Origin of the sequence: Sorangium sp. So ce836 (assembly GCF_028553905.1) — a bacterium.
Classification (GTDB): Bacteria; Myxococcota_A; Polyangia; order Polyangiales; family Polyangiaceae; genus Sorangium; species Sorangium cellulosum_D.
Genome location: NZ_CP102233.1, coordinates 10,527,440 through 10,548,334 on the forward strand (window position 1 = coordinate 10,527,440; position 20,895 = coordinate 10,548,334).

The 20,895-nt window shown below is 73.3% G+C and carries 17 protein-coding genes and 1 tRNA gene; 11 read left to right on the top strand and 7 right to left on the bottom strand.

Translation table 11 applies throughout. The features are described 5' to 3' along the window. Positions 1–187 precede the first annotated feature (187 nt). Positions 188–802, bottom strand: coding sequence for a TetR/AcrR family transcriptional regulator (locus NQZ70_RS38375; protein WP_165374380.1), 615 nt, complete (start codon positions 800–802; stop codon positions 188–190). 297 nt (positions 803–1,099) lie between these two features. Between NQZ70_RS38375 and NQZ70_RS38380 the strand changes: the two genes are divergently transcribed. Then, entirely contained in the window at positions 1,100–1,900 is an 801-nt protein-coding gene (locus tag NQZ70_RS38380; RefSeq protein ID WP_207217593.1) for a GNAT family N-acetyltransferase, read from the top strand. Next, entirely contained in the window at positions 1,897–2,136 is a 240-nt protein-coding gene (locus tag NQZ70_RS38385; RefSeq protein WP_207217594.1) for a hypothetical protein, read from the top strand. Before NQZ70_RS38380 ends, NQZ70_RS38385 begins: the two co-directional genes overlap by 4 nt. Here NQZ70_RS38385 and NQZ70_RS38390 read toward each other — a convergent pair. Then, positions 2,118–2,498, bottom strand: a complete 381-nt coding sequence (locus NQZ70_RS38390; protein ID WP_129578662.1) for a hypothetical protein — start codon at positions 2,496–2,498, stop codon at positions 2,118–2,120. The genes NQZ70_RS38385 and NQZ70_RS38390 overlap by 19 nt on opposite strands. A gap of 434 nt (positions 2,499–2,932) precedes the next feature. Next, positions 2,933–3,142 (bottom strand): FAD-linked oxidase C-terminal domain-containing protein, encoded by a 210-nt coding sequence (locus tag NQZ70_RS38395; RefSeq protein WP_237244406.1) that lies wholly within the window; start codon positions 3,140–3,142, stop codon positions 2,933–2,935. A gap of 318 nt (positions 3,143–3,460) precedes the next feature. Here NQZ70_RS38395 and NQZ70_RS38400 point away from each other — a divergent pair. Then, positions 3,461–3,535, top strand: a tRNA-Gly gene (locus NQZ70_RS38400). A 55-nt stretch (positions 3,536–3,590) separates the two neighbouring features. Here NQZ70_RS38400 and NQZ70_RS38405 read toward each other — a convergent pair. Further along, positions 3,591–4,610 carry a DUF2891 domain-containing protein gene (locus NQZ70_RS38405; RefSeq protein ID WP_129578663.1) on the bottom strand — a complete coding sequence of 340 codons (1,020 nt, stop codon included), beginning with the start codon at positions 4,608–4,610 and terminating at the stop codon, positions 3,591–3,593. A 227-nt stretch (positions 4,611–4,837) separates the two neighbouring features. On the opposite strand from NQZ70_RS38405, the gene NQZ70_RS38410 reads away from it, so the two are divergent. Continuing rightward, complete coding sequence (locus tag NQZ70_RS38410) at positions 4,838–5,293, top strand: GNAT family N-acetyltransferase (RefSeq protein ID WP_129578664.1); 456 nt, start codon at positions 4,838–4,840, stop codon at positions 5,291–5,293. Positions 5,294–5,359: 66 nt separating this feature from the next. On the opposite strand, the gene NQZ70_RS38415 is transcribed toward NQZ70_RS38410, so the two are convergent. The 3 genes from NQZ70_RS38415 to NQZ70_RS38425 are packed head-to-tail and all read right to left on the bottom strand — an operon-like array spanning position 5,360 to position 8,735. After that, a complete protein-coding gene (locus tag NQZ70_RS38415) occupies positions 5,360–7,630 on the bottom strand; it encodes a molybdopterin cofactor-binding domain-containing protein (RefSeq protein ID WP_129578665.1) in 2,271 nt (756 codons plus the stop codon). A gap of 2 nt (positions 7,631–7,632) precedes the next feature. Then, positions 7,633–8,091: a (2Fe-2S)-binding protein gene (locus NQZ70_RS38420; RefSeq protein ID WP_129578666.1), complete on the bottom strand. Its 459-nt coding sequence runs from the start codon at positions 8,089–8,091 to the stop codon at positions 7,633–7,635. Next, complete coding sequence (locus NQZ70_RS38425) at positions 8,088–8,735, bottom strand: Isoquinoline 1-oxidoreductase subunit (RefSeq protein WP_129578667.1); 648 nt, start codon at positions 8,733–8,735, stop codon at positions 8,088–8,090. Before NQZ70_RS38425 ends, NQZ70_RS38420 begins: the two co-directional genes overlap by 4 nt. Positions 8,736–9,552: 817 nt before the next feature. On the opposite strand from NQZ70_RS38425, the gene NQZ70_RS38430 reads away from it, so the two are divergent. The 7 genes from NQZ70_RS38430 (at position 9,553) to NQZ70_RS38460 (ending at position 20,474) form a co-directional block, all read left to right on the top strand. Then, positions 9,553–11,004, top strand: a complete 1,452-nt coding sequence (locus tag NQZ70_RS38430; protein WP_237244407.1) for a serine/threonine-protein kinase — start codon at positions 9,553–9,555, stop codon at positions 11,002–11,004. 12 nt (positions 11,005–11,016) lie between these two features. Beyond that, positions 11,017–11,952, top strand: coding sequence for a PEGA domain-containing protein (locus NQZ70_RS38435; protein ID WP_237244408.1), 936 nt, complete (start codon positions 11,017–11,019; stop codon positions 11,950–11,952). Further along, positions 11,949–12,677: a hypothetical protein gene (locus tag NQZ70_RS38440; protein ID WP_129578668.1), complete on the top strand. Its 729-nt coding sequence runs from the start codon at positions 11,949–11,951 to the stop codon at positions 12,675–12,677. The genes NQZ70_RS38435 and NQZ70_RS38440 overlap by 4 nt, the downstream gene beginning before the upstream one ends. A gap of 129 nt (positions 12,678–12,806) precedes the next feature. Then, positions 12,807–16,577, top strand: coding sequence for an ATP-dependent RNA helicase HrpA (gene hrpA, locus NQZ70_RS38445; RefSeq protein ID WP_129578669.1), 3,771 nt, complete (start codon positions 12,807–12,809; stop codon positions 16,575–16,577). 134 nt (positions 16,578–16,711) lie between these two features. Continuing rightward, positions 16,712–17,776 (top strand): hypothetical protein, encoded by a 1,065-nt coding sequence (locus tag NQZ70_RS38450; RefSeq protein WP_165374381.1) that lies wholly within the window; start codon positions 16,712–16,714, stop codon positions 17,774–17,776. Next, positions 17,770–19,233 carry a serine/threonine-protein kinase gene (locus NQZ70_RS38455; RefSeq protein WP_165374382.1) on the top strand — a complete coding sequence of 488 codons (1,464 nt, stop codon included), beginning with the start codon at positions 17,770–17,772 and terminating at the stop codon, positions 19,231–19,233. Before NQZ70_RS38450 ends, NQZ70_RS38455 begins: the two co-directional genes overlap by 7 nt. Positions 19,234–19,394: 161 nt before the next feature. Further along, positions 19,395–20,474: a hypothetical protein gene (locus tag NQZ70_RS38460; RefSeq protein WP_237244409.1), complete on the top strand. Its 1,080-nt coding sequence runs from the start codon at positions 19,395–19,397 to the stop codon at positions 20,472–20,474. The last annotated feature ends 421 nt before the right edge of the window (positions 20,475–20,895 follow it).

Below are 20,895 nucleotides of genomic sequence, written 5' to 3' on the forward strand. Positions count from 1 at the left end.
CCTCTTCTTCCACGCGTGATGAAGACACGAAGGAATGCTGCCTGCCTAGGCGCCTCTCGCCCCTGCCGCTCCGCAAACACCTCTCCGCGACCAGGGGCCCGCGGCGGGGCGCAACCTCGCGGCCGGCGCGCGGCGCGCCCCCGGCTCAGCAGAGGAGCGGCCAATCCCCTCGCGGCGCGCCGGCGGCCTACCTGCTCGCCGAGGCGCCGGTCAGAAAGAGCGCAGCGGTCCGCTGGAGCGCCGTGCCGAGCGGCAACGCCGGCTCGGCGAGCCACGCGATCGTCGTCGTGAACAGCTGACCGAGCAGGATGCTGCAGAGCCACTCCATCGGGAGCGCGCGGCCGAGCTCGCCGCGATCGGCCGCGAGGCGGAACCGCTCGGTGAGCAGGCGCCCGACCGGGCTCATCTCCGCGGGGGGCGTGCGCACCATGCCCTTGCGGATCATCGCCGCGGCGAGATCCGGGACGAGCAAGCTGTCGCGCTCCCACTCCAGGCTGAACGCGGCGCACAGCGTGTCCAGCAACACTCGCAGCGGCGCGTCCGCGGGGAGCGCCGAGAGCGCGGCGACGACGCGCTGATCGAGCTCCCGGTGGTGCTGGAAGAGCACGTCGTCCTTGGTCGGGAAATGAAAGTAAAAGGAACCGTGGCTGACGCCCGCCGACCGGGCGATATCCTCGATGCGGGCGGTCGCGAAGCCGTCGCGCCGGAAGACGGCGATGGCCGCCTCGTAGATGCGCTGCCGGGTATCCTCGCGCTGGCGATCCCGCACCGTGGAGCCAGCCTTCACCGGACGAGGAGTCATGAACCGATGCCGCCTTCGCGCGAGATCTATCGGAGAACCCGACTCCGCTCCAGCGCAGATCGTCCGTTCCCAGCTGATCGATCTGCATACTGACATTCGTCATTGACGTTTGTCAATGACCGGGCGCGGGGCCGGCGTCAACAAGGAAGGCCTTGGTCCGGGCGTCCGGTCATGCCCGAGGCACGCCTGCGGCCGAGGCCGGGGGTGCTGGCCGCCTCGGCTTCCGACATGGCAGGATCGATGTCGATGGCTCATCGCGTACGACCTGCTGCCGCCGGACTGACCACCATGGCGTCCGTGAGCACCACCGAGCTCCTCGCGCGCTTCGATGCCCAGATGCGCCGGGATCTCCCGCCTCCCAGCCCGGCATGGCGCGTCGAGCGCGACGGCCGCGTGGTGCGGTGGGTGTCGCCTCCGGAGCTGCCTTGGGGCTGCGGCGTGCAATGGAGCGACCTGGACGAGGACACGGCGGACGGCGCCATCGCCGAGCAGGTGTCGTACTTCGCCGGGCTGGCGCGGCGCTTCGAGTGGAAGACCTTCGGCCACGACCGCCCCGCGGATCTCGGAGCGCGGCTGCGCGCCGCCGGGCTCGAGGCGGGGGACGATGAGGCGCTGCTCATCGGGGCCGTCGACGAGGTCGCCGTGACGACCGCCGGCGCGGCGCCGCCCCCGGGGATCACCGCGCGCTGTCTCGACAACGGCGAGCCGCTCGACGGGATCGCCGCGTTGCAGTCCGCCGTCTGGGGCGGGGACTGGGACTGGCTCGTCACCGAGCTGCGGCAGGAGCGAGAAGCCGATCCAAGGGGGCTATCCATCCACGTCGCGGAGGCGCAAGGTCAGATCGTCTGCGCCGCTTGGGCGCGCTTCCATCGAGGCACCGAGTTCGCGAGCCTGTGGGGCGGCAGCACGCTGCAGGCGTGGCGCGGGCGCGGGATCTATCGAAGCCTCGTCGCGCGGCGCGCCGCGCAGGCCCGAGAGCGCGGGCTGCGCTATCTGCAGGTGGATGCCTCGCCGGACAGCCGTCCGATCCTGGAACGGATGGGGTTGCGCGTCGTCTCCACCACCAGGCCTTACGTGTGGAGCCCGCCGTCCCCGTGAGCCCCCGCGCGTGTCACCGCCGCTCGCGCGGCTGGCACGCGATTCTCCGCGAGCTGTCGAGCGCCGACGGCGGTGTCCCGTCGCTCCCCCGCGTGGCCCGCGCCCTCGGCACGACGGAGCGGACCTTGCGCCGGCACCTGGAAGCCGAGGGGACCAGCTTCCGACGCCTCGTCGACGACGTCCGCCGCGAGCGCGCCGGCAGCCTGCTCCGGAGGGATCAGCGAGGCAGGCCCTGAGCTCCCGCACGCGCTCGATCCTTTCTCGGGCTCGCTCGGGGAAATCCAGGCTCGGCCGCGCCATGGCCTCTCTGCTTACCTGCGTGGACATGGACGCTCCGCCTGCGGGTCAAGAGGATCCCTGCCAAAGCGACGACGGTGAGCATGGCCGAGTGCCACACGACCGGGCCATCGTGCCCGCCCTGGGCGCCAAGGGTGACGAGCGCCGTCACCGCGACGACGGCGGTAGAGCCAAACGGGACGACAGCGTGGAGGATCGCCCCCAGGCCACGGAATCGCCGGAGCTCATCGCTGCCAATCCCCTTGTAAACATCGTAATTGTCACGATCCTTCTGCAACAGCCGATCGCTCTTCTTGTTCATGCCGGCACCGCACGGGTTTGGGGCCGGAGGTACGAGCAGGACAGCCATCATGCACCATGTTCGGCTGCTGCTCGTACGAGCACGCCGGTCAGACGGAGCCGACCGGAGCGCCCCTCGGCCCCGTTGATATGCATTCTGTCTCGGAAGGACATTTCCTCGACTTCCGAGACCAAAGCCTGCGCGTCGTGGTCGAACAGGACTGCTCCGCAGATACGGGCGGACTCTCTTGCTGGCATATCATCGGGTCCCTCGCTCACTCCTGCGCGGAGGCGATCTCCGCGATTGGCCTCGCCGCAATCGACGAGCGAGCCGCGTATTTTCATTCGCATCGGGCGAGCCGGGATCTTGCTCTCCGGTCCGCGGCTGCATCCCGGACGGATCGCAGGCGTAGATACCCCTCTCCGTGAGGCCCCGCGCGCGGCGCCGCCCCGCGTTCACCCGCGATCGCCGGGAGGCCTCGCGCCCGGGCGCGGCCCGATCACCTGTCCAGGGTTGAGGATGCCGTCCGGGTCGAAGGCGTCCTTGATGCGGTGGTGCAGCGCGAGCGACGCCGCGCCGAGCTGGCGCGTGAGGAGGCCGCGCTTGAGCGTGCCGACGCCGTGCTCGCGGGTGATCGTGCCGCCGAGCTCGAGCGCCTGCGCCATCACCGCCTCGAAGGCCGTGACCGCGCGCCTCGGCCGCGGCGTCGTGGCGGAACGCAGGGCGCTGCCCCCGCGCGCCGCGCCTCCCGGGCAGGGGGCTCGCCGGGAGCCGGGCCGGCCGGGCGAGCTCGTGCCGTCCGGCACGCACGATCCCTCCAGGATCGTGCACCTCGGCGCTTGACTACGGCGACGCCGGTTGATACTCCTCCGCCGCCTCGACGGAGCAGCCCTCCGGCGGTGGCTCGGCGCAGCTCAGGATCTACTCCGAGCGGCTCCGATGAGGGTGCTCTCCAGCTTCCTCTGTTTCTGTACCCGACGTTTGCGGGAGTAACTCAGTGGTAGAGTGCAACCTTGCCAAGGTTGACGTCGCGGGTTCAAATCCCGTCTCCCGCTCCACGATCTAGACGCTGCGGCGCGAAGCAGGCGCCGCGCAGCGCACCCCTGGTGCCCGTCACTCCGCCCCGGCGCCCAGCGCGAGGAGGGCGAAGCTCGCCAGCCAGTGCTCGCCCATGTAATCGCCGGCCACGTGCGGCAGGCTGGTGTCGAGGTGCCGCTCGGCCGCGTCGAAGGCGCGGGCGCGGACCGGATCCCCTTCGGGCAGGGCCGCGGCGAGCGAGCGCCAGCAGAAGGCGCGGCTCAGGTTCAACCCGTCGAGGTGGGCGATCTTGCCGTCGCTGCGGTCGCTGACCGTCGCCGGCGCGAACAGGGTCGCGGGCTCGCCGTCCGCCGCGCGCGGGAGGAACCGCGCGAACCAGCCGCGGAACTCCGGTCCGGACAGGACCCGGCGCATGCACTCGGCCTCCATGAGCGCGGGCGAGAGGAAATCGTCCTGCGAGGGCTCCCACGCCTGGCAGTCCGCGTCGCGGCCGTACCACGCCCGCGCGGACTCGGCGCAGCGCCGCGCGAGCCGCTCATCGCCCTTCACGGCGGCGTACTCCAGCGCGAGCGCGAGGGCGAAGGCGCTGTTCGTGTGCGCGCCGGCGCGGACCGGGTACGTGGCCCGGGGCAGGTACTCGAGGAACCGCTCGGCGAACGCGTCGCCGAGCGGGGCCAGCGCGGCCGACCACCGCTGGCCCTCGCCGGTGCCGTAGCGCGCGAGCTCGGCCGCGAGCAGGAGCAGCCACGCCCACCCGTACGGCCGCTCGAAGCCGCGGCGTGCCGGCCGCCGGAGATAGTCGAGCTCGGCGGCGACCTTGTCTGCCGTGAGCTGCGCGTCCAGGAGCGCGCGGATCGCCGCCGCGCCGGGCGCGCCGGGGAAGAGGCGGTACACCCGCGCGAGGAGCCAGTGGCCGTGCACGCACGAGTGCCAGTCGAAGCTGCCGTAGAAGATGGGGTGCAGGTCGCGCGGGCCCTTCACGTCCTCAGGGCCGGACATGACGTGATCGAGCTTGTTCGGATACTCCCGCGTCACGTGCCCGAGCGCGATGGAGGCGAGACGCGAGGCGATGTCCGGTGTCAGCACGTGTGCCATGGCTAGAACCTCAGCGCCGGAAGGCGAGCCCCCGTGTTCGCGGGCAACGTCGCACGCGGGCGGCGGCATCGTCCATGGGCGCGCGCAGCACGGCGCGCCCGGCCGCCTGCCCTTGACACCGGCCGTCGCCTCGGATTGCTTGCCGCGAGGCGACGGCTTCACAGATCGCTGACGAGGCCGCGCGGGTGAGGCCCGGAAGCCCGCACGCACAACGGAGGATCGGCAGAGTGGACCACCAGGCAAGCGAAGAGCTCGTCATCTCGTCGGACAAATCGCGCCTCGATCGCGCGCTGATCCACAGCGTCCTCGCCTCCACGTACTGGAGCAAAGGCATCCCCCGGGACGTGGTCGAGAGGGCGATCGAGGGGTCGCTCTGCTTCGGCGTCTACAAGGCGGGCGCGCAGATCGGCTTCGCCCGGGTGATCACCGACCAGGCGACGTTCGCGTACCTGGCCGACGTGTTCATCGTCGAGGCGGAGCAGCGAAAGGGGTACGGCAAGGCGCTGATGGCCCACGTCACCGAGACCCTCGGCCGGCTCGGGCTGCGGCGGACGCTGCTCGCCACCGCGGACGCGCACGGGCTCTACCGGCAGTTCGGCTTCGCACCGCTCGAGAAGCCGGACAGGTTCATGGAGATCAACCTCAAGGACATCTATCAGCAGGGCAAGACGGGGACGTCGTAGCCGCGGCTCGCTGCGCTGCCGCGGGAGAGGGCCGCGTCGGAGAGGAGATCCGCCGCGGCCGCCCCGTCACAGCCCCAGACGCCGCAGCGGGAGCTCCCGCGCGCGCGTCTTCGTCAGGGCGAACACCGCGTTCGCGATCGCGGGCGCCACCGGCGGCACCCCGGGCTCCCCGACGCCGCCGGGCGGCGCATCGCTCTTCACGATCTCCACGTGGATGCGCTTCGGCACCTCCGTGCTCCGCACCACCGGGTAGTCGCGGAAGTTCGTCTGCTCGACCGCCCCGCCCTTCACCGTGATGGCGCCGTGGAGCGCGATGCTCATCCCGAAGACGACCGCGCCCTCCATCTGCGAGCGCACGCGATCCAGGTTGACCACCGTGCCGGGGTCGGCGACGAGCCACACCTCGTCGACCTGCACCTTGCCGAGCGCGTCCTTCGACACCGCGGCGACCACCGCCACGTAGGTGAGGAAGCTCCGGTGCGCGGCGAGGCCCACCGCGCGGCCCGCCTTGCGCGCGGCGGCCCACCCCGAGATCTCCGTCACGCGCTCGATGACGTGCCGCAGCCGGCCCACGTCGACCGGGTGCTGCTCGATCGGCGCCCCGTAGTTCGGGACCTTCTGGACCCCCAGCTCGGCCGGCGACGCCTGCCGGGCCGGGCCGAGCACCTCGAGCAGCACGTCGCGCGGATCGGCCTGCCGCGCGTGGGCGATCTCGTCGATGAAGCTCTGCACCGCGAAGGCGTGGAAGATGTTGCAGACCGACCGGAGCCACCCGATCCGGACGTGCGCCGGCGCGTCGCACGCCTCGGCGCGGACGTTCGGGGACGCGAGCGCGAGGTCGAGCACGCCGAGGCCGAGCTCGTTCTCGCTCGGGGTCTTCACCTTCCCGTCGAACGTCGACGGGATCGGCGGAAACGCCGTCCGGTGCAGCCAGGCGCTCACCTTGCCGTCCGCGTCGAGCCCCGCCTTGAGGTACTGCGCGCTCACGCTGTGGAAATACCCGCTCTGCACGTCGTCCTCGCGGGTCCACTGCACCCGCACCGGCGCGCCCATGGCGCGCGCGAGCAACGCCGCCTCGGCGCAGTAGTCCGGCTTCGACTTCCGGCCGAAGCCGCCACCGAGCAACGTCACGTGCACCGCGACCTTGTCCTCGCCGACGCCGAGCGCCCGCGCCACCTCGGTCCGCGCCGCCTGCGGGTTCTGCGTCGGCGCCCACACCTCGCAGCCGTTCGCGTCGACCCGCGCCACCGCCGACGGCGGCTCCATGGCCGCGTGCGCCAGGTGCGGCACGTAGTACTCGGCCTCGATCGTGCGCGCCGCCTTCGCGAACGCCCCGTCCACGTCGCCGACCTTGCGCACCACCTTGCCCGGCGCCCGCACCGCGGCCGAGAGCGCCTGACGATAGCTCGCCGAGTCGTACGCCGCGTTCGCGCCGTGATCCCACGCGATCTGCAGCGCCGCGCGGCCGCGCATCGCGGCCCACGTCGTGTCCGCCACGACCGCGACCCCGCCGAGCGGCTGAAACCCGACCGCGCCGCCCGTCGGGCCCGGCAGATCCACGAGCTTCTTCACGCCCGGGACCGCGAGCGCCCGCGCCCCGTCGTACCGCGCCACCTTGCCGCCCACGACCGGCGGGCGCGCGATGACCGCGGTGAGCATGCCCGGCAGGCGCACGTCCGCGCCGAACTGCGCGGCGCCCGTCACGATGGCCGGCCCGTCGAGCAGCGGGAGCGGGCCGCCGACGCGCTTCAGCTCGGCGACGGGGCGGAGCGCGACGGTCTTCGCGTCGGGCACCGGGAGCTTCGCCGCGTCGGCCACGAGCTCGCGGAAGTCGAGCGAGCGCTTCGACTTCGCGTGGTGGACGGCGTGCTGCTCGGCCACGCACTCGGCGGCGGGCACGCGCCACCTCTTCGCCGCGGCGGCGACCAGCATGGCGCGCGCCGTCGCGCCCACGCGGCGCATCGGCTCGTAACCGTTGCGCACGCTGCGCGAGCCGTCGGTGTTCTGATCGCCGTAGGCCTTGTCGCCGTCGCCCTGCACGATCTTCACCCGCGCCATGTCGGCGCCGAGCTCGTCGGCGACGAGCACCGGCAGCGAGCTGCGGATCCCCTGCCCCATCTCCGACCGGTGGCAGACGATCGACACCGTGCCGTCGGTCGCGATGTGGAGGAACACCCCGGTCCGGAGCCCCGGCTCGGGCGGCAGCGTGGAAGGAGCGGGCGAGGGCGGCGCGGCCTCGGCGTCGCCCTCGGCGAGCCCGAGCGCGAGCCCGCCCATCGCGAGCCCGAGCCCCGCGAGGAAGGAGCGGCGGAGGAGGACGACGCGTTGCTGTTCCATCTTCACTCCGTGGGCAGGCCGGCGGCCTTGCGGACCGCGGCGCGGATGCGCGTGTACGTGCCGCACCGGCAGATGTTGCCGGCGAGCGACTTGTCGATGTCGTCGTTCGAGGGGCGCGGGTTCTTCCGCAACAGCGCGGCCGCGCTCATGATCTGCCCCGCCTGGCAGAAGCCGCACTGCGGGACGCCGAGCTCCACCCACGCGCGCTGCAGCGGGTGATCGCCGGCCGGGCTGAGCCCCTCGATGGTCGTCACCGAGCCGCCGGCGGCGCGCTTCACCGGCGTCACGCAGGCGCGCACGGTCTCGCCGTCGAGGTGCACCACGCACGCCCCGCAGAGCGCCTGGCCGCAGCCGTACTTGGTCCCCGTGAGGCCGAGCACGTCGCGCAGCACCCAGAGCAGCGGCATCTCCGGATCCACGTCGAGCTTCTGCTCGGCGCCGTTCACCTTCAGGATGATCATGGTCGGGACTCCTCGGGCGGGCACGCGGCGCCCGCCTTCACCCACGCATCGATGAGCGCGCCGAAGGCCGCCTGCGAGCCGGGCGCCTTCGTGCGGCCGTGCCCGGGCGCCCACCCCCACGCGACGAGCTCGTCGCGCGCGGCGTGCTCGGCGATCTGCGCGAGCGTCTTCTTGCCGTTGCGCGCCGGATCCTTGATCTGGGCGCAGATCGCCGCGGGCGAGCGGCCGAGCCAGGCCATCTCCGCCGGCGCGAGGTGCCAGCCCGGCGCCCCGGGCACGCGGGCGAAATCGAGGTTCTGCACCTGGTGGCACGACGTGCACTCCAGCGCCGCGAGCCCGCGATCCGCCGGGCCGCGCTCGACGGGCGGGCTGTGGCGCTCGCCGGCGTCGCCCTGGCGCGGGACGCCGTCGTGCGGGTGGCAGTTCACGCAGCGCGGGTGGAGCAGCACCTTGCTCGCCTCGAGGAAGAGCGAGGCCGCGCGCGCGTCGTCGTCCCGGATCGACGCGAACGCCTCCGGGCTGCGGAGCTCGCCCGGGGGCACGGGCGGGAGTTGGACCGGCTTGGGCGCCTCCGCGGGAGGGGCATCGCACGCCGCGGCGAGGAGGCCGACGCCCGCCAGGAAGCAGAGAAAGAGAGGCTGCATCGCTGCGCGTAGACTGCTTGCTTCGCCCGCACGACACAAGCCCTGATCGACGGCCGCGCTCGCGAGATCGCGCGAGCTCTGCCGGCGGTGGTCCGCTTGCCCGCTCGCCCGCTCGACCCCGCCCGCGCGTGACCTCGTGTCCGGCGCGGGGAGCGCCGCGCGAGCGCGGTTGTCTCGACACTCCCCGGCTCCGGGGTGCGCGCCCCGGAGCGGCCTCGGTGTCGGCAACGGCACGAATACGTTGCTCGCCATCATCCATCCATCCGGCAACGCCGAGCTTGGACACGCGCCCGATCGCGCCGCTCTCGACATCGCACATCGGGCGATCCCGCCCGCGCCAGGGCGCCGCGCCCGCGCCTCGGAGCCCCGGCAGCGCGCGTGGAAACCTCTCCGCCGCTCTGGCGATCTCGCGTGGAAATGCCGCCCGTTCTCATCCGTTCAGCGCCGCGGCCATGGACGGAACCCTGCTGGCGCGCCGACCTCCCACGCCGGCCGCGACGGCGCGCGGTCGCCCGGAGCGCACGGCAGGCGACATCGCAAGTCCGGGCGACGTGACGGTCCGAGCGGCGTCGCGGCTCCTGGCGATGTGGCGCCGCCCGCAATTCGCGATGCGCGCGACCGTTATTGAAGGCAGCGCGCCGCGAGGCGCGCCCGCCGCGGTAACCTCGCCTGTAGCGAACTGTCACGAGGGCTCTGTGCGGCGCGGCCTCGCGCCACGATGCGCCACGCCGACTCCAGCTCATGTCCTTGGAACCGTTCAATCGAGACGCTGGCTCGCCGCATGCAAGCCCCCTCCGGCATGAGCAAGACGGTAGGAATGGGTGAGGCCACACAGCCATCGCCGTGCCTGATCGCCCCAGCTGAGGCAAGGTGCCACACCGCGCCGTCGAGCTCGGACCGCGCGCCGCTGCCGGGGATGCAGGTGGGCGCGCAGCTGCGGCTCCTCCGCGCGCTCGGTCAAGGCGGGATGGGGAGCGTCTGGCTCGCCGAGCACGTGGGGCTCAAGACGCAGGTCGCGGTCAAGTTCCTCCGTGACATCTACGCCGATCACCCGCTCGCCGTCACCCGGCTCCAGCGCGAGGCGGAGGCCGCCGCCCGGATCCAGAGCCCGCACGTGGTGCGGGTGTTCGACCTGGGGTTCACCGATCAGGGGGTCCCGTACATCGTGATGGAGCACCTCGAAGGCGAGACGCTCCACGACCTGGTCGAGCGCCGCGGGCGGCTCTCGCTCGACGAGACGGCGACCATCCTGCGCCAGACGTGCGCCGCGCTGGCCAAGGCGCACGAGGCCGGCATCGTCCACCGCGACGTCAAGCCCGAGAACATCTTCCTCGTCTCGGGCGAGCGCGAGCCGTTCGTGAAGGTGCTCGACTTCGGCATCGCCAAGAACACCGCCGAAGAGGCGGAGCGGCTCACGGTCACGGGCGCCATCATGGGGACGCCGCACTTCATGTCGCCGGAGCAGATGGCGGGCGGCGCGAAGGTCGGGCCGCACAGCGACCTCTGGGCGCTCGGCGTCGTGGCCTACTTCTGCCTGACCGGACAGACCCCGTTCGGCGGGGCCACCATCGCCGCGGTGGCGGTCGCGATCGACCGCGGGCCGCCCCCGCCGCCGTCCCGCCTCGTCCCGGGCCTGCCGCCCGCGATCGACGCCTGGGTCCTCTCGCTGCTCGAGCCGGATCCGGCGCGCCGCGTCCAGAGCGCCCGCGCCGTCCTCGAGGCGCTGGACGCCGCCGTCGCCGCCCCGCGCGACTCGCGGCCCGCCCCGACCGAGATCATGCCCCCGCGCGACAGCCTCGCCTCGGGCGAAGGCTTCTCGTCCCTCGTGACCACGCTGATGCCGTTCGGCACGCTCGGCGCCTCCTCGCCGCGGCAGCGGTCGCGGGCGCGCACCTGGGCCGTGGCGGCGGCCGCCGTGATGGGGGTGAGCACCCTGGCGTGGGCGGGCGTCACCCGAACGGCGCCGGCATCGGCGGCGCACGTCGCGTCGCTCGCGATGGTCGGCGTCGGGCCGGCGGCGCACGCCGCCCCCGCCGCCGAGCCCGCGGCCCAGTGCGCGACGAGCGCGCCGCAGCCCGAGGCCCCGGCCATCGCGCCGCGCCCCGCGGCCAGCGCGCCGCAGCCCGACGTCGAGCCTGCGGCCGAGGCCCCGGCGCCGGCCGCGCACAAGGCGCCGGTCGCCGCGCAGGCGGCGCGCGTGGCGCCCGGCGAGCCGCCGGCCAAGAAGGTCGCGACGCGCAGCCGCGCGCGGCGCGATCTCGGATTCTGACGGGGAAAATCCATGCGCTCCCGGCCCACGACCCTGATGATGATCGCCGGCCTGCTCATCGCGGCCTCACCCGCGCTCGCCGGCGAGGGCGCAGGCGCCGCCGGCGGCGAGGCCGACGACAAGGCGCGGAGCGAGGCCCGGGAGCTCGTGTACACGGGCGACGAGCTCTTCGCCCAGAAGCGCTACGCGGAGGCGCTCCGCGCCTACCAGCGCGCCGAGCGCCTGGTCTGCGTGCCCACGACCTCCATCGAGGTGGCGAAGACGCTCGCCGCGATCGGCCGGCTCAGCGAGGCGCGCGAGCTCGCGTCGACGATCGCCTCGTCGCGCGCGACCCCCGGAGAGCCGTGGCCGTTCACGCAGGCGCGGCGCCGCGCCGACGCCCTGCGCGGCGAGCTCGACGGGCGCATCCCCCGGCTGAAGGTGCGGCTCGCGCCGAACCCCGCCGGCGCCAGGCTCAAGGTCGACGGGCAGGAGGTGAAGGTCTCCGCGGAAGGATCGCCGATCGATCCGGGCAACCACTGGGTCGAGGTCGAGGCCGACGGCTACCTCGGCGCCCGGCAGCGGGTCTACGTCCCGGAGCGGGAGGTCACGACGCTGGACGTCCCCCTCACCCCGGAGCCTTCCTCGGGCAAGGCCTCGGCGTGGGCCATCGGCGGGTTCATCGCCTCGGGCGCCGGGCTCGCGGTGGGGCTCGGCGCGGGCGCGGCCTACCTGGGCGCGCGGAGCGACCTCGAGGACGCGTGCCGGCGGGGCACCTCGAGCTGCACCGACGGCGCGCGAGGCAGCGCGAACGCGCTGGGCTGGGTCTCGAACGTGGGGTTCGGCCTCGCCATCGCCGGGGCGGCCGTCGGGGGCGTCGCCCTCGGGCTGGAGAGCGCGCGGGCGCCGGCCTCGAACGTCACCTGGGCGGTCGGCCCGGGCTACATCGGCGTGCGGGGAACGTTATGAAGGCGCGCTCGGCGACGGCCTGCACGCTCGCCGCGTGGCTCGCCGGCTGCCAGGTCCTCGCCCCGCTGCCCGGTGAAGGCGGCGAGGGCGGCACCCTCGCGACCGACGGCGGCAGCGTGGAGACCGACGGCGACGCCGGCGACACCGGCGACGCGAGCCGGGACAGCGGGCCCACGCCGCCGCCGGCGCCCACGCCGCCGTCGCCGCCGCCGCAGCAGCAAATCGGCCCGTGCGAGATCGCCGAATGTTCGACGCACTGCGTCGCCTCGGTAGATCGATGCGAGCTCGCGCCGCAGTACCCGTCGGTCGAGGCGTGCTGCGCGGTGTGCGAGGCGATGCCGTCGCCCGCGGGCTACGCCGCGTGCCGGCCGGCGGAGACGGGCGATCCCGCCGGCTGCACCGGCGCCGGGCCGCTCGGCCCGGACGACGGCGGCGGGTGCGTCGGGCGGTGCGAGGCGCTCTGCACGCTCTACGCGGCCCTGTGCCCGCTCCGGGTGCCGGATCGCGAGACCTGCACGGCCATGTGCTCGCTCTGGCCGGCGCCGGACGTGTTCAACGCGTGCAGCCGCCTGCGCGCCGAGGGCACGCTCGAGTGCCGCATGCAGCTGATCTTCGCCGCGCTCGACGACGACCTGGACGAGAAGAAGCGCGACCAGCTGTGCCGCGACATCCTCCAGGGCCGCTGCCGCGACCCGAAGTGCGAGGACGGCGGCGACGACGATTGACGAGGCGCGCGCGCCGGCGGCGGAGGGGCGGCGCCCGGGCGCGCTCCCGGAGGCGGCGCGGCGCCGCGCTCCGCGAGCGCACGGCTTCGACGGCGCGCCGCGGCGGGAGATGCTACCCCCTCGCGCACCGTGAGCTCCCGCGTTCCGCACGAGTCCTCCCCTGCGCCGGCCGCCCCCGGCGGCCAGACGTCACCGCTGCCCGCGTCCGCGGGCCCGGTCCGCTTTCCCGAGGAGCTGCCCATCTCGGCGCGGGTGCTCGACATCGCCCGGGCCATCGAGGCGCACCCGGTGGTGATCGTCGCGGGCGAGACCGGCTCGGGCAAGACCACGCAGCTGCCCAAGATCTGCCTGGCCATGGGCCGCGGGCTCACCGCCCGGATCGGCGTGACGCAGCCGCGCCGCATCGCCGCCACGAGCGTCGCGGCCCGCGTCGCCAAGGAGCTCGGCGTCGAGCTGGGCAAGGAGGTCGGCTACAAGATCCGCTTCTCGGACAGGACGAGCCCGGCGACGTACGTCAAGTACATGACCGACGGCATCGTCCTCGCCGAGATCCAGGGCGATCCGCGGCTCTCGGACTACGACACGCTCATCATCGACGAGGCCCACGAGCGCAGCCTCAACATCGATTTCCTGCTCGGGTACCTCAAACGCCTCTTGCCGAGGCGGCCGGATCTCCGCGTCATCATCAGCTCCGCCACGCTCGAGACCGACCGGTTCGCGGCCTATTTCGACGGCGCGCCCGTCATCGAGGTCTCCGGCCGCACGTATCCCGTGGAGGTCATCCACCGTCCCCCCGAGAGCGGCGAGCCGGAGATCGCCGACGCGGTCGCGAGCACGGTCGAGGAGATCACCGAGATCGACCCGCGCGGGGATATCCTCGTCTTCCTCCCCGGGGAGCGGGAGATCCACGATACGATGGCCGAGCTGGAGCGCCACGGCCTGCCGCACACGACGCTCTTGCCGCTCTACGGGCGGCTCCCGCAGGGCGACCAGCAGCGCGTGTTCCAGTCGATCCCGGGGCGGCGGATCGTGCTCGCGACGAACGTGGCGGAGACCTCGCTCACCATCCCAGGCATCGTGTATGTGGTCGACGCGGGGCTCGCCCGCGTGAACCGGTACAGCCCCCGCACGGGCGTCACGCAGCTCCAGATCGAGCCGATCTCGCGCGCGAGCGCCGATCAGCGCAAGGGGCGCGCGGGCCGCGTGCAGAGCGGCGTCTGCTTCCGGCTCTACGCCGAGCAGGACTACCAGTCGAGGCCTGCCTACACCGATCCGGAGATCCTGCGCGTCGGCCTCTCGGGCGTGATCCTCCAGATGAAGGCGCTCGGGCTCGGCGCCATCGAGGATTTCCCGTTCCTCGACGCGCCGTCGAAGCGCGCCGTGGACGAGGGCTATCGGGTCCTCGAGGAGCTCGGCGCGCTCGACGAGTCGGGCGCGCTCACGGACATCGGCCGGAAGCTCGCGCGGCTGCCGCTCGATCCGCGGCTCGGCCGGATGGTCCTGGGCGGCGAGCGCGAGGGGGCGCTCGCCGAGGTGCTGATCATCGCCGCCGCGCTCGGGGTGCAGGATCCGCGGGAGCGGCCGCTCTCCGCGCAGAAGCAGGCCGACGACGCGCACCGGAAGTTCAAGGACGAGGCGTCGGACTTCGTGGGGCTCCTGAAGCTGTGGAGCTTCTACCAGGACGCGCAGGGCCGGCTGACGCAGAACCAGCTCCGGAAGGCGTGCCGCGATCATTTCGTGTCGTACCTCCGCATGCGCGAGTGGGCCGACGTGCACCGGCAGCTCAGCCGCATCACGCGGGAGATGGGCTTCTCGCCGAACGGCGCGCCCGCGAAGGGCGACGCCATCCACCGCGCGCTCCTGCCCGGCCTGCTCAGCCGTATCGGCATGTGGAACCAGGAGCACCGGGTGTATCTCGGCGCAAGGCAGACGCGCTTTCAGCTCCACCCGTCCTCGGGCCTCGCGAAGAAGCCGCCCGCGTGGATCATGGCCGCCGAGCTGGTCGAGACGTCGCAGCTCTTCGCCCGGATGGCGGCGGCCCTCGATCCCGCGTGGATCGAGGCCGCGGCCGGGCCGCTCTGCAAGCGCAGCTACGGCGATCCTCACTGGGCCGCGAAGCCGGCGGCGGTGATGGCCAAGGAGCAGGTGACGCTCTACGGCCTGCCGATCGCGCGGGACCGCAGGGTCGATTACGGCCCGATCGACCCGAAGGCCGCGCGCCCGATCTTCCTCCTCCACGCGCTGGTCCGGCAGGAATACACGACGCGCGGGGCGTTCATGGAGGCGAACCGCCGGCTGTTCGAGGAGGTGAGCCGGCTCCGCGACAAGGCGCGGAGGAGCGAGATGCTGGCGGACGAGCACGCGCTCGAGCTCTTCTTCGACCGCCGCGTGCCCGAGGGGGTGTACAGCGGCAAGACGTTCGAGGCGTGGCGGAAGGAGGCCGAGGAGAAGGACCCGCGGGTGCTTCACCTGTCGCTCGCCGACGTCCTGCTCGACGAGGCCGCGGAGCTCACGCCCGAGCGCTTCCCCGACGCGCTCGACCTCTACGGCGCGACCGTGCCGCTCTCGTACCGCTTCGATCCTGGCGAGGACGACGACGGCATCTCGCTGTCGCTGCCGCTGGTGCTCCTGCCGCAGGCCGATCCGGACGAGCTCGAGTGGATGATCCCCGGGTGGCACGCCGAGAAGATCGCCCTGCTGCTCGAGACGCTGCCGAAGTCGCTCCGCAAGGCGCTGGTCCCGCTCCGGGAGGTCGCCCGGGAGATCGCGGCGGATCTCCGGCCGTTCCAGGGCCCGATGCGGCCGGCGCTCGCGGCCGCCGTCGAGGATCGCACCGGCGAGCGCGTCCCGGCGGACGCGTTCCGGCCCGACGATCTCCCGCCGTACCTGCGCTTCTATTTCCGCGTGATCGGCGAGGATGGCCGGGTGATCGGCGAGGGGCGCGACCTGCGGGAGCTCAAGGAGCGGCTGTCCGGCCGGGCGCGCGAGGCCTGGGCGAAGGTCGGCAAGGCGGGTCTGGAGCGCGACGGGCTGACGTCGTTCGGGGTCGACGCGCTGCCCGAGCGCGTGCAGGTCGACGCCGGGGGGCAGAAGGTGTTCGGCTATCCGGCGCTGATCGACAACGAGACGTCGGTCTCGGTGCGCGTGCTCGCGTCGAGGGCGGCGGCCGCCGAGGCGACGCGCGCCGGGCTGCGGCGGCTCGTGCTGCTGCAGATCGGGGGCAAGATGAGCCAGCTCGAGCAGCCGCTGCGCAGCGCCGTGGCCGTGAGCGGGCTCGGCGCCAAGGTGGCCCCGGGCGAGCCCGGCCTCGCGCGGCAGATCGCGCTGCGCGCGCTCGACGAGGCGTTTCAGCTCGGCGATCCCGCGGCGTTTCCGAGGACCCGGGCCGCGTTCCAGGCGCGCCTGGACGAGGGCCGGCGGTCGCTGCAGGGCGTGCTGGGGAAGCTCTCGGGGATGGCGCGCGAGATCGGCGTCGAGCTCGATCGCGTGCAGTCGATGCTCCGGTCGATGGCGGGGAAGCCGGGCTCGCCGAGGCAGGCGCTCGACGACGTGCGCACGCAGATCGACTTCCTGCTGCCGGTCGGGCTCTTCGCGCGCGCCCCGCTCGACCGGCTCGCGCACCTGCCCCGCTACCTGCGCGCCACCCAGATCCGGCTCGAGCGGCTGCCGAACGGGCCGCAGAAGGACCAGGCCAAGGCCGCGCAGGTGCTGCCGTTCTGGCAGGACTACCTCAAGCATCAGCAGGCGCTCCTCAACAAGGGGGTTCCCGCGGAAGAGCTGGAGTCGTTCCGCTGGCTGATCGAGGAGCTCCGGGTGTCGCAGTTCGCGCCCGAGCTGAAGGCGGCTGTCCCGGTGTCGACGCAGCGCCTGTCGGAGCAGTGGAAGCGGCTGCTGGGATAGCTGGGGGGCAGAGCGACGAATCCAAGCATTACGTCGAAGCGGTCCCAATTGCCACTCATCCAATGTTTTTGATGATCCCTTGCAAGCTCCCCTCGGCGTGATCTGTTTTTGGTATGTAGCTGCTGGTGAACATCATGCCCTCGCGAGCGCTCGTTCGATCGCTGCTCTCCCTGGCGCTGGTTCTCGTGCCTTTGGCCGCTCGCGCGGACGCGCCCCCGAGCGGACCCAAGGCTCGACTCCAGCGCTCGGCCGACCGGGCCGTCGCGGAGGGCCAGCTCGCGGAGGCGCGGGACCTGTGGTTGCAGCTGTGGCAGCTCGAACCGTCGGAGAAGGCGGCGTGCAACGTCGGGCAGCTCTCGTTCCGGATCGGGGACATGCCCAGGGCCGCCGAGTTTCTCACGGCGTGTCTGGAGAGGACGCCGGCGCCGGCAGACGCCGGCGCGCGTGCGCGGTACCAGAGCCGAGCGCTGGATCTCGCGCGGGCGAAGCAGGCGGTCGGCGCGTTGACCTTCGCCGTGCCCCGGGGCGCGGAGCTGTCGGTCGACGGCCGGCCCGTGGGGCGGGCGCCGCTCGGCCGCGCGGTGTTCGTCGCGCCCGGCTCGCACCGCGTCCGGGCGGCGCTCGGCGAGGCGGCGCAGGAGACCGCCGTGGAGGTGCGCGCGGGGGACGCGCGCCAGGTCGTCCTCGATCCCACCGCGCCGGCGGACACCGGAGCGGCAGCGGCGCGCCCGCCGGCGCGGGTCGAGCCGGGCGCGGCGGCGCCGCGTCCACCGGCGCCGCGTCCACCGGCGCCGCGTCCACCGGCGGCGCGCCCGCCGGCGCGGGCCGAGCCGGGCGCGCCGCCGGGCGCGGGGCCCGCGCCGGGGCTCGTCCTGCTGGGCACCGTCGCGTCCGCCGGGTGCGTCACGCTCGGCGCGGTGCTGCTCGCGAGGTCGGGCGAGCACGAGCGCAGGTTCGACGACCTGCTCGAGCGCAACCACGGAGGCTACCGGATCGCCGGCCTGGAGCTCCAGCGCGCGCAGCGCGCCTACAGCGCGATGGAGCTCGCCCAGGAGCGCGCCGCGGTCGCGCTGACGGCCGGCGCGCTCCTGGCCACGGCGACGCTGTTCTACGCCTTCTACCCTCGGAGTACCCCGAGGAGCGGCGGCGCGAGGTTGACCGCGGTGGGGACGCGGCTCCACCTGGAGGCGGCGTGGTAGATGGGTCTGGGCTGGGATACCGGATCGTCGAGCGGCTGGAGGACCTCGGCCATGTGGACGTCTATGCCGCCGTCGATCGCGAGGGCAGGGACGCGCTGCTCTACCTGAGCGAGGCGGTGCCCGGCGGGTTCCGCGAAGGTCTCGAGCGGCTGCGCGCCGTGAGCCGGCGCATCGAGGAGGTCCCGCTGGTCCTCGACGGCGGCCTCGGGGACTCGTTCTGCTGGGCGGCGACGGAGCGGTACGACGGTCGGTCGCTGCGCGCCCTCCTCGAGGAGCGCCCCGGGAGCATCACGCCGCCGTGGGCGCTCTCGCAGGTCGCCGAGGTCGCCGAGGTCCTGAAGGTTGCGCACGCCGCGGGGGTCTTCCATGGGGACCTCTGCCCGGAGCGCGTGATCCTGCTCGACGACGGCTCCTTCAAGCTCACCGGCCTGGGTCTCGCGCAGCTCTTCGGGCTGAGCGCGGCGGACGCGGCGGAGGCGCCGGCCTACCGGTCGCCCGAGCAGCTCGCCGAGCCCGCGGTCCTGGACGAGCGGACCGACGTCCACGCGCTGGGCCTCGTGCTCTACGAGCTCATCGGGCTGCGTCGACCGTTCGCGGAGCGGGCGCCGGAGGAGCTCGTCCGCTGCATCCTGAACACCACGCCGCTGCCGCTCGAGACCTTCGTCCCCTTGCCGCCGCTTGTCGCGGCTGTCGTGAGGCGCGCGACCGAGAGGCCCCCGGAGGCCCGGTACCGCGACATGGCGGAGCTCATCGCGGCGCTGCACGGGGCGCTCGAGGGCTGGTGTCGCTGGCAAGGCGAGGTCGACCAGGGGGCCGGCCCCGGGGTGCGCCGCGCGTCGATGGCGTCGCGCGGCGGGAGATCGCAGCGTCCGGCGTCGCTGTCCGACGGGTTGGCGCGGCCCTCGGGCGAGCCTGGCCCGCGGTCTGGGGGCGCGACGCCGCACGACCGGCGGCCCGAGCCGGCGAGCGAGGAGGTGACGGAGCGGCCGCGCGACGTTTCCTCCTCGATCTCGATCTCGACCTCGACCGAGACTGCGCCGGCGCCCGGCGCGCAGGCGAACAGGCTGCCTTCGCCTCCCGGGAGGCGGACTCGGATTGCGCTCACGGTGGGAGCAGGCGGCCTGGTCCTCGCGGCGGCGGCGGCAGCGCTCGTCGGACGGCTCCATCTCGGCTCGCCGTCTGCGGCGCGCCCGCCGGCCGTCGCGCGGCTTCCGCGCGTCCTCGTGCTCGCTGCGCGCGCTGCACCGGGTCCCGGGGAGCTGGAAGGTGTCCCGAGGAAACGCCCCCTCCGCCCGAGGCCCGCGCTCCGGGCGAGTCCGGAGCCCACGGCCCCCGCGACTGCGGCGGCGCCGGTGCCGGCTCCACCGGAGCCGAAGGAGCCGGTGCCGCCGTGCAACGCGGACTGGTACGAGTGCGGGGCAAGCTGGCCCGACGCGCATTCCAGCACGTTCCGTTGAGGCCATCGACATTTCCAGCTTTTAGCAGGGCTTTCTGTCGATTTCTTACGCGCTTCTACGACTCCGGTGCTGTATAGGAGGAGCCGTGTAGAGGGCAGTCCGCGACCCTCGCTGGTCTCTGTGCCGGCGAGCGAAGGGTCGTGCCCGGAGGCTCTGTTCGCATGAATACGCTATTTCGCCGCGTGGTGCTCGCCGCGCCGGTGCTCGCTGGCGCCGCGTGGTTCGTGGGTTCTTGTGCCGGGGATTCTCCTTCTCTGGGAGGCTACTGCGAGGACGACGCCGACTGTCACACAGAGTACCAGGACATCCCCGGAGCGACCTGCGTCGGCGATCGTTGCCAGTGCGTCGATCCGGACAAGCATATCTGTTGCACGCCCAGCGAGGCGGCGGATCCGGATTGCCCTCTGTCGTGCAGGCCGTGCGCGGAGTGCGCTCCGGACACCAAGGGCTGCACGTCCGATGGCGGCGTCGACGCTGGCTGCAAGGGCGACGCGGAGTGCCCTGGGCCGCCGAGCCGCGCGTGCGGGGGCGGGCGGTGCGTCGAGGGCGCGTGCACCGTGGAGATCCGCCCCGGGCCGGTCGCCTCGCAGCGAAAGGGAGATTGCCGGCGGGTGGAGTGCACGGTCACTGGCGAGCTCATCGAGCTCGAGGACCCGTCCGACGTCTACGACGACGGCGAGCAGTGTACGTATGATAGCTGCGGCGAGGGCGGGCCGGTCAACAAGCCCCTGACCGAAGGCGCGAAGTGTCCGGACGAGCAACAGAGGATGTGCCATGTGGGCACGTGCGTGGCTTGCTACAGCGGCGACGTGACCATGAACGACTGTCCCAACAACCTGGCGTGCGACGGCGTGCTATGCGTGCCCTCCCATTGCATGAACAACGTTGTCGATGTCGCGCTCGGGGAGACCGCGAGGGACTGCGGCGGTCCGTGCCGCCCCTGCGCTGCCGGTGAAGCCTGCGGGAACAGCGCAGATTGCGAGGACAAGGTGTGCGACGGAGGTCGCTGTGCTGCGCCGACGTGCGAGGACGGCGCGCAGAACGGGGATGAAACGGGGGTCGACTGCGGGGTGTTCCCCTGCCAGCCCTGCGCGGCGGGTCAAGGCTGCAGGACGGGCGCGAGCTGCGAGAGCGGCGTCTGCTGGGCGGGCGAGTGCCAGCAGGCCTCGTGCGCTGACGGGGTGATGAACGCCGGCGAGACCGGCGTGGATTGCGGCGGAGGCTGCGCGCCCTGCGGGTGAGGTGGCGGGCTGGGATGCGGACGCGCACAGCGAGGCCTGGGTGCTCTGCTGGCCGTGCAGGCGGTCAGGACTGGGCAGCTCAGCTCGCCCTGGGCACCGGGAACGGTTCGGGCCAGGCTCCCAGCTGCTCCTCGGGAACCGGGAACGGTTCGGGCCAGGCTCCCAGCTGCTCCTCGGGAACCGGGAACGGTTCGGGCCAGGCTCCCAGCTGCCCCTCGGGAACCGGGAACGGTTCGGGCCAGGCTCCCAGCTGCCCCTCGGGAACCGGGAACGGTTCCGACCAGGCTCCCAGCTGCCCCTCGGGAACCGGGAACGGTTCCGACCAGGCTCCCAGCTGCCCCTCGGGAACCGGGAACGGTTCCGACCAGGCTCCCAGCTGCCTCTCGGGAACCGGGAACGGTTCCGACCAGGCTCCCAGCTG

Coding starts and splice junctions, on each gene's coding strand:
- NQZ70_RS38375 (WP_165374380.1), bottom strand. CDS start 802: ATGACTCCTCGTCCGGTGAAGGCTGGCTCCACGGTGCGGGATCGCCAG.
- NQZ70_RS38390 (WP_129578662.1), bottom strand. CDS start 2,498: ATGAACAAGAAGAGCGATCGGCTGTTGCAGAAGGATCGTGACAATTAC.
- NQZ70_RS38395 (WP_237244406.1), bottom strand. CDS start 3,142: ATGGCGCAGGCGCTCGAGCTCGGCGGCACGATCACCCGCGAGCACGGC.
- NQZ70_RS38405 (WP_129578663.1), bottom strand. CDS start 4,610: ATGGCACACGTGCTGACACCGGACATCGCCTCGCGTCTCGCCTCCATC.
- NQZ70_RS38415 (WP_129578665.1), bottom strand. CDS start 7,630: ATGGAACAGCAACGCGTCGTCCTCCTCCGCCGCTCCTTCCTCGCGGGG.
- NQZ70_RS38420 (WP_129578666.1), bottom strand. CDS start 8,091: ATGATCATCCTGAAGGTGAACGGCGCCGAGCAGAAGCTCGACGTGGAT.
- NQZ70_RS38425 (WP_129578667.1), bottom strand. CDS start 8,735: ATGCAGCCTCTCTTTCTCTGCTTCCTGGCGGGCGTCGGCCTCCTCGCC.
- NQZ70_RS38430 (WP_237244407.1), top strand. CDS start 9,553: ATGGGTGAGGCCACACAGCCATCGCCGTGCCTGATCGCCCCAGCTGAG.
- NQZ70_RS38435 (WP_237244408.1), top strand. CDS start 11,017: ATGCGCTCCCGGCCCACGACCCTGATGATGATCGCCGGCCTGCTCATC.
- NQZ70_RS38440 (WP_129578668.1), top strand. CDS start 11,949: ATGAAGGCGCGCTCGGCGACGGCCTGCACGCTCGCCGCGTGGCTCGCC.
- NQZ70_RS38450 (WP_165374381.1), top strand. CDS start 16,712: ATGCCCTCGCGAGCGCTCGTTCGATCGCTGCTCTCCCTGGCGCTGGTT.
- NQZ70_RS38460 (WP_237244409.1), top strand. CDS start 19,395: ATGAATACGCTATTTCGCCGCGTGGTGCTCGCCGCGCCGGTGCTCGCT.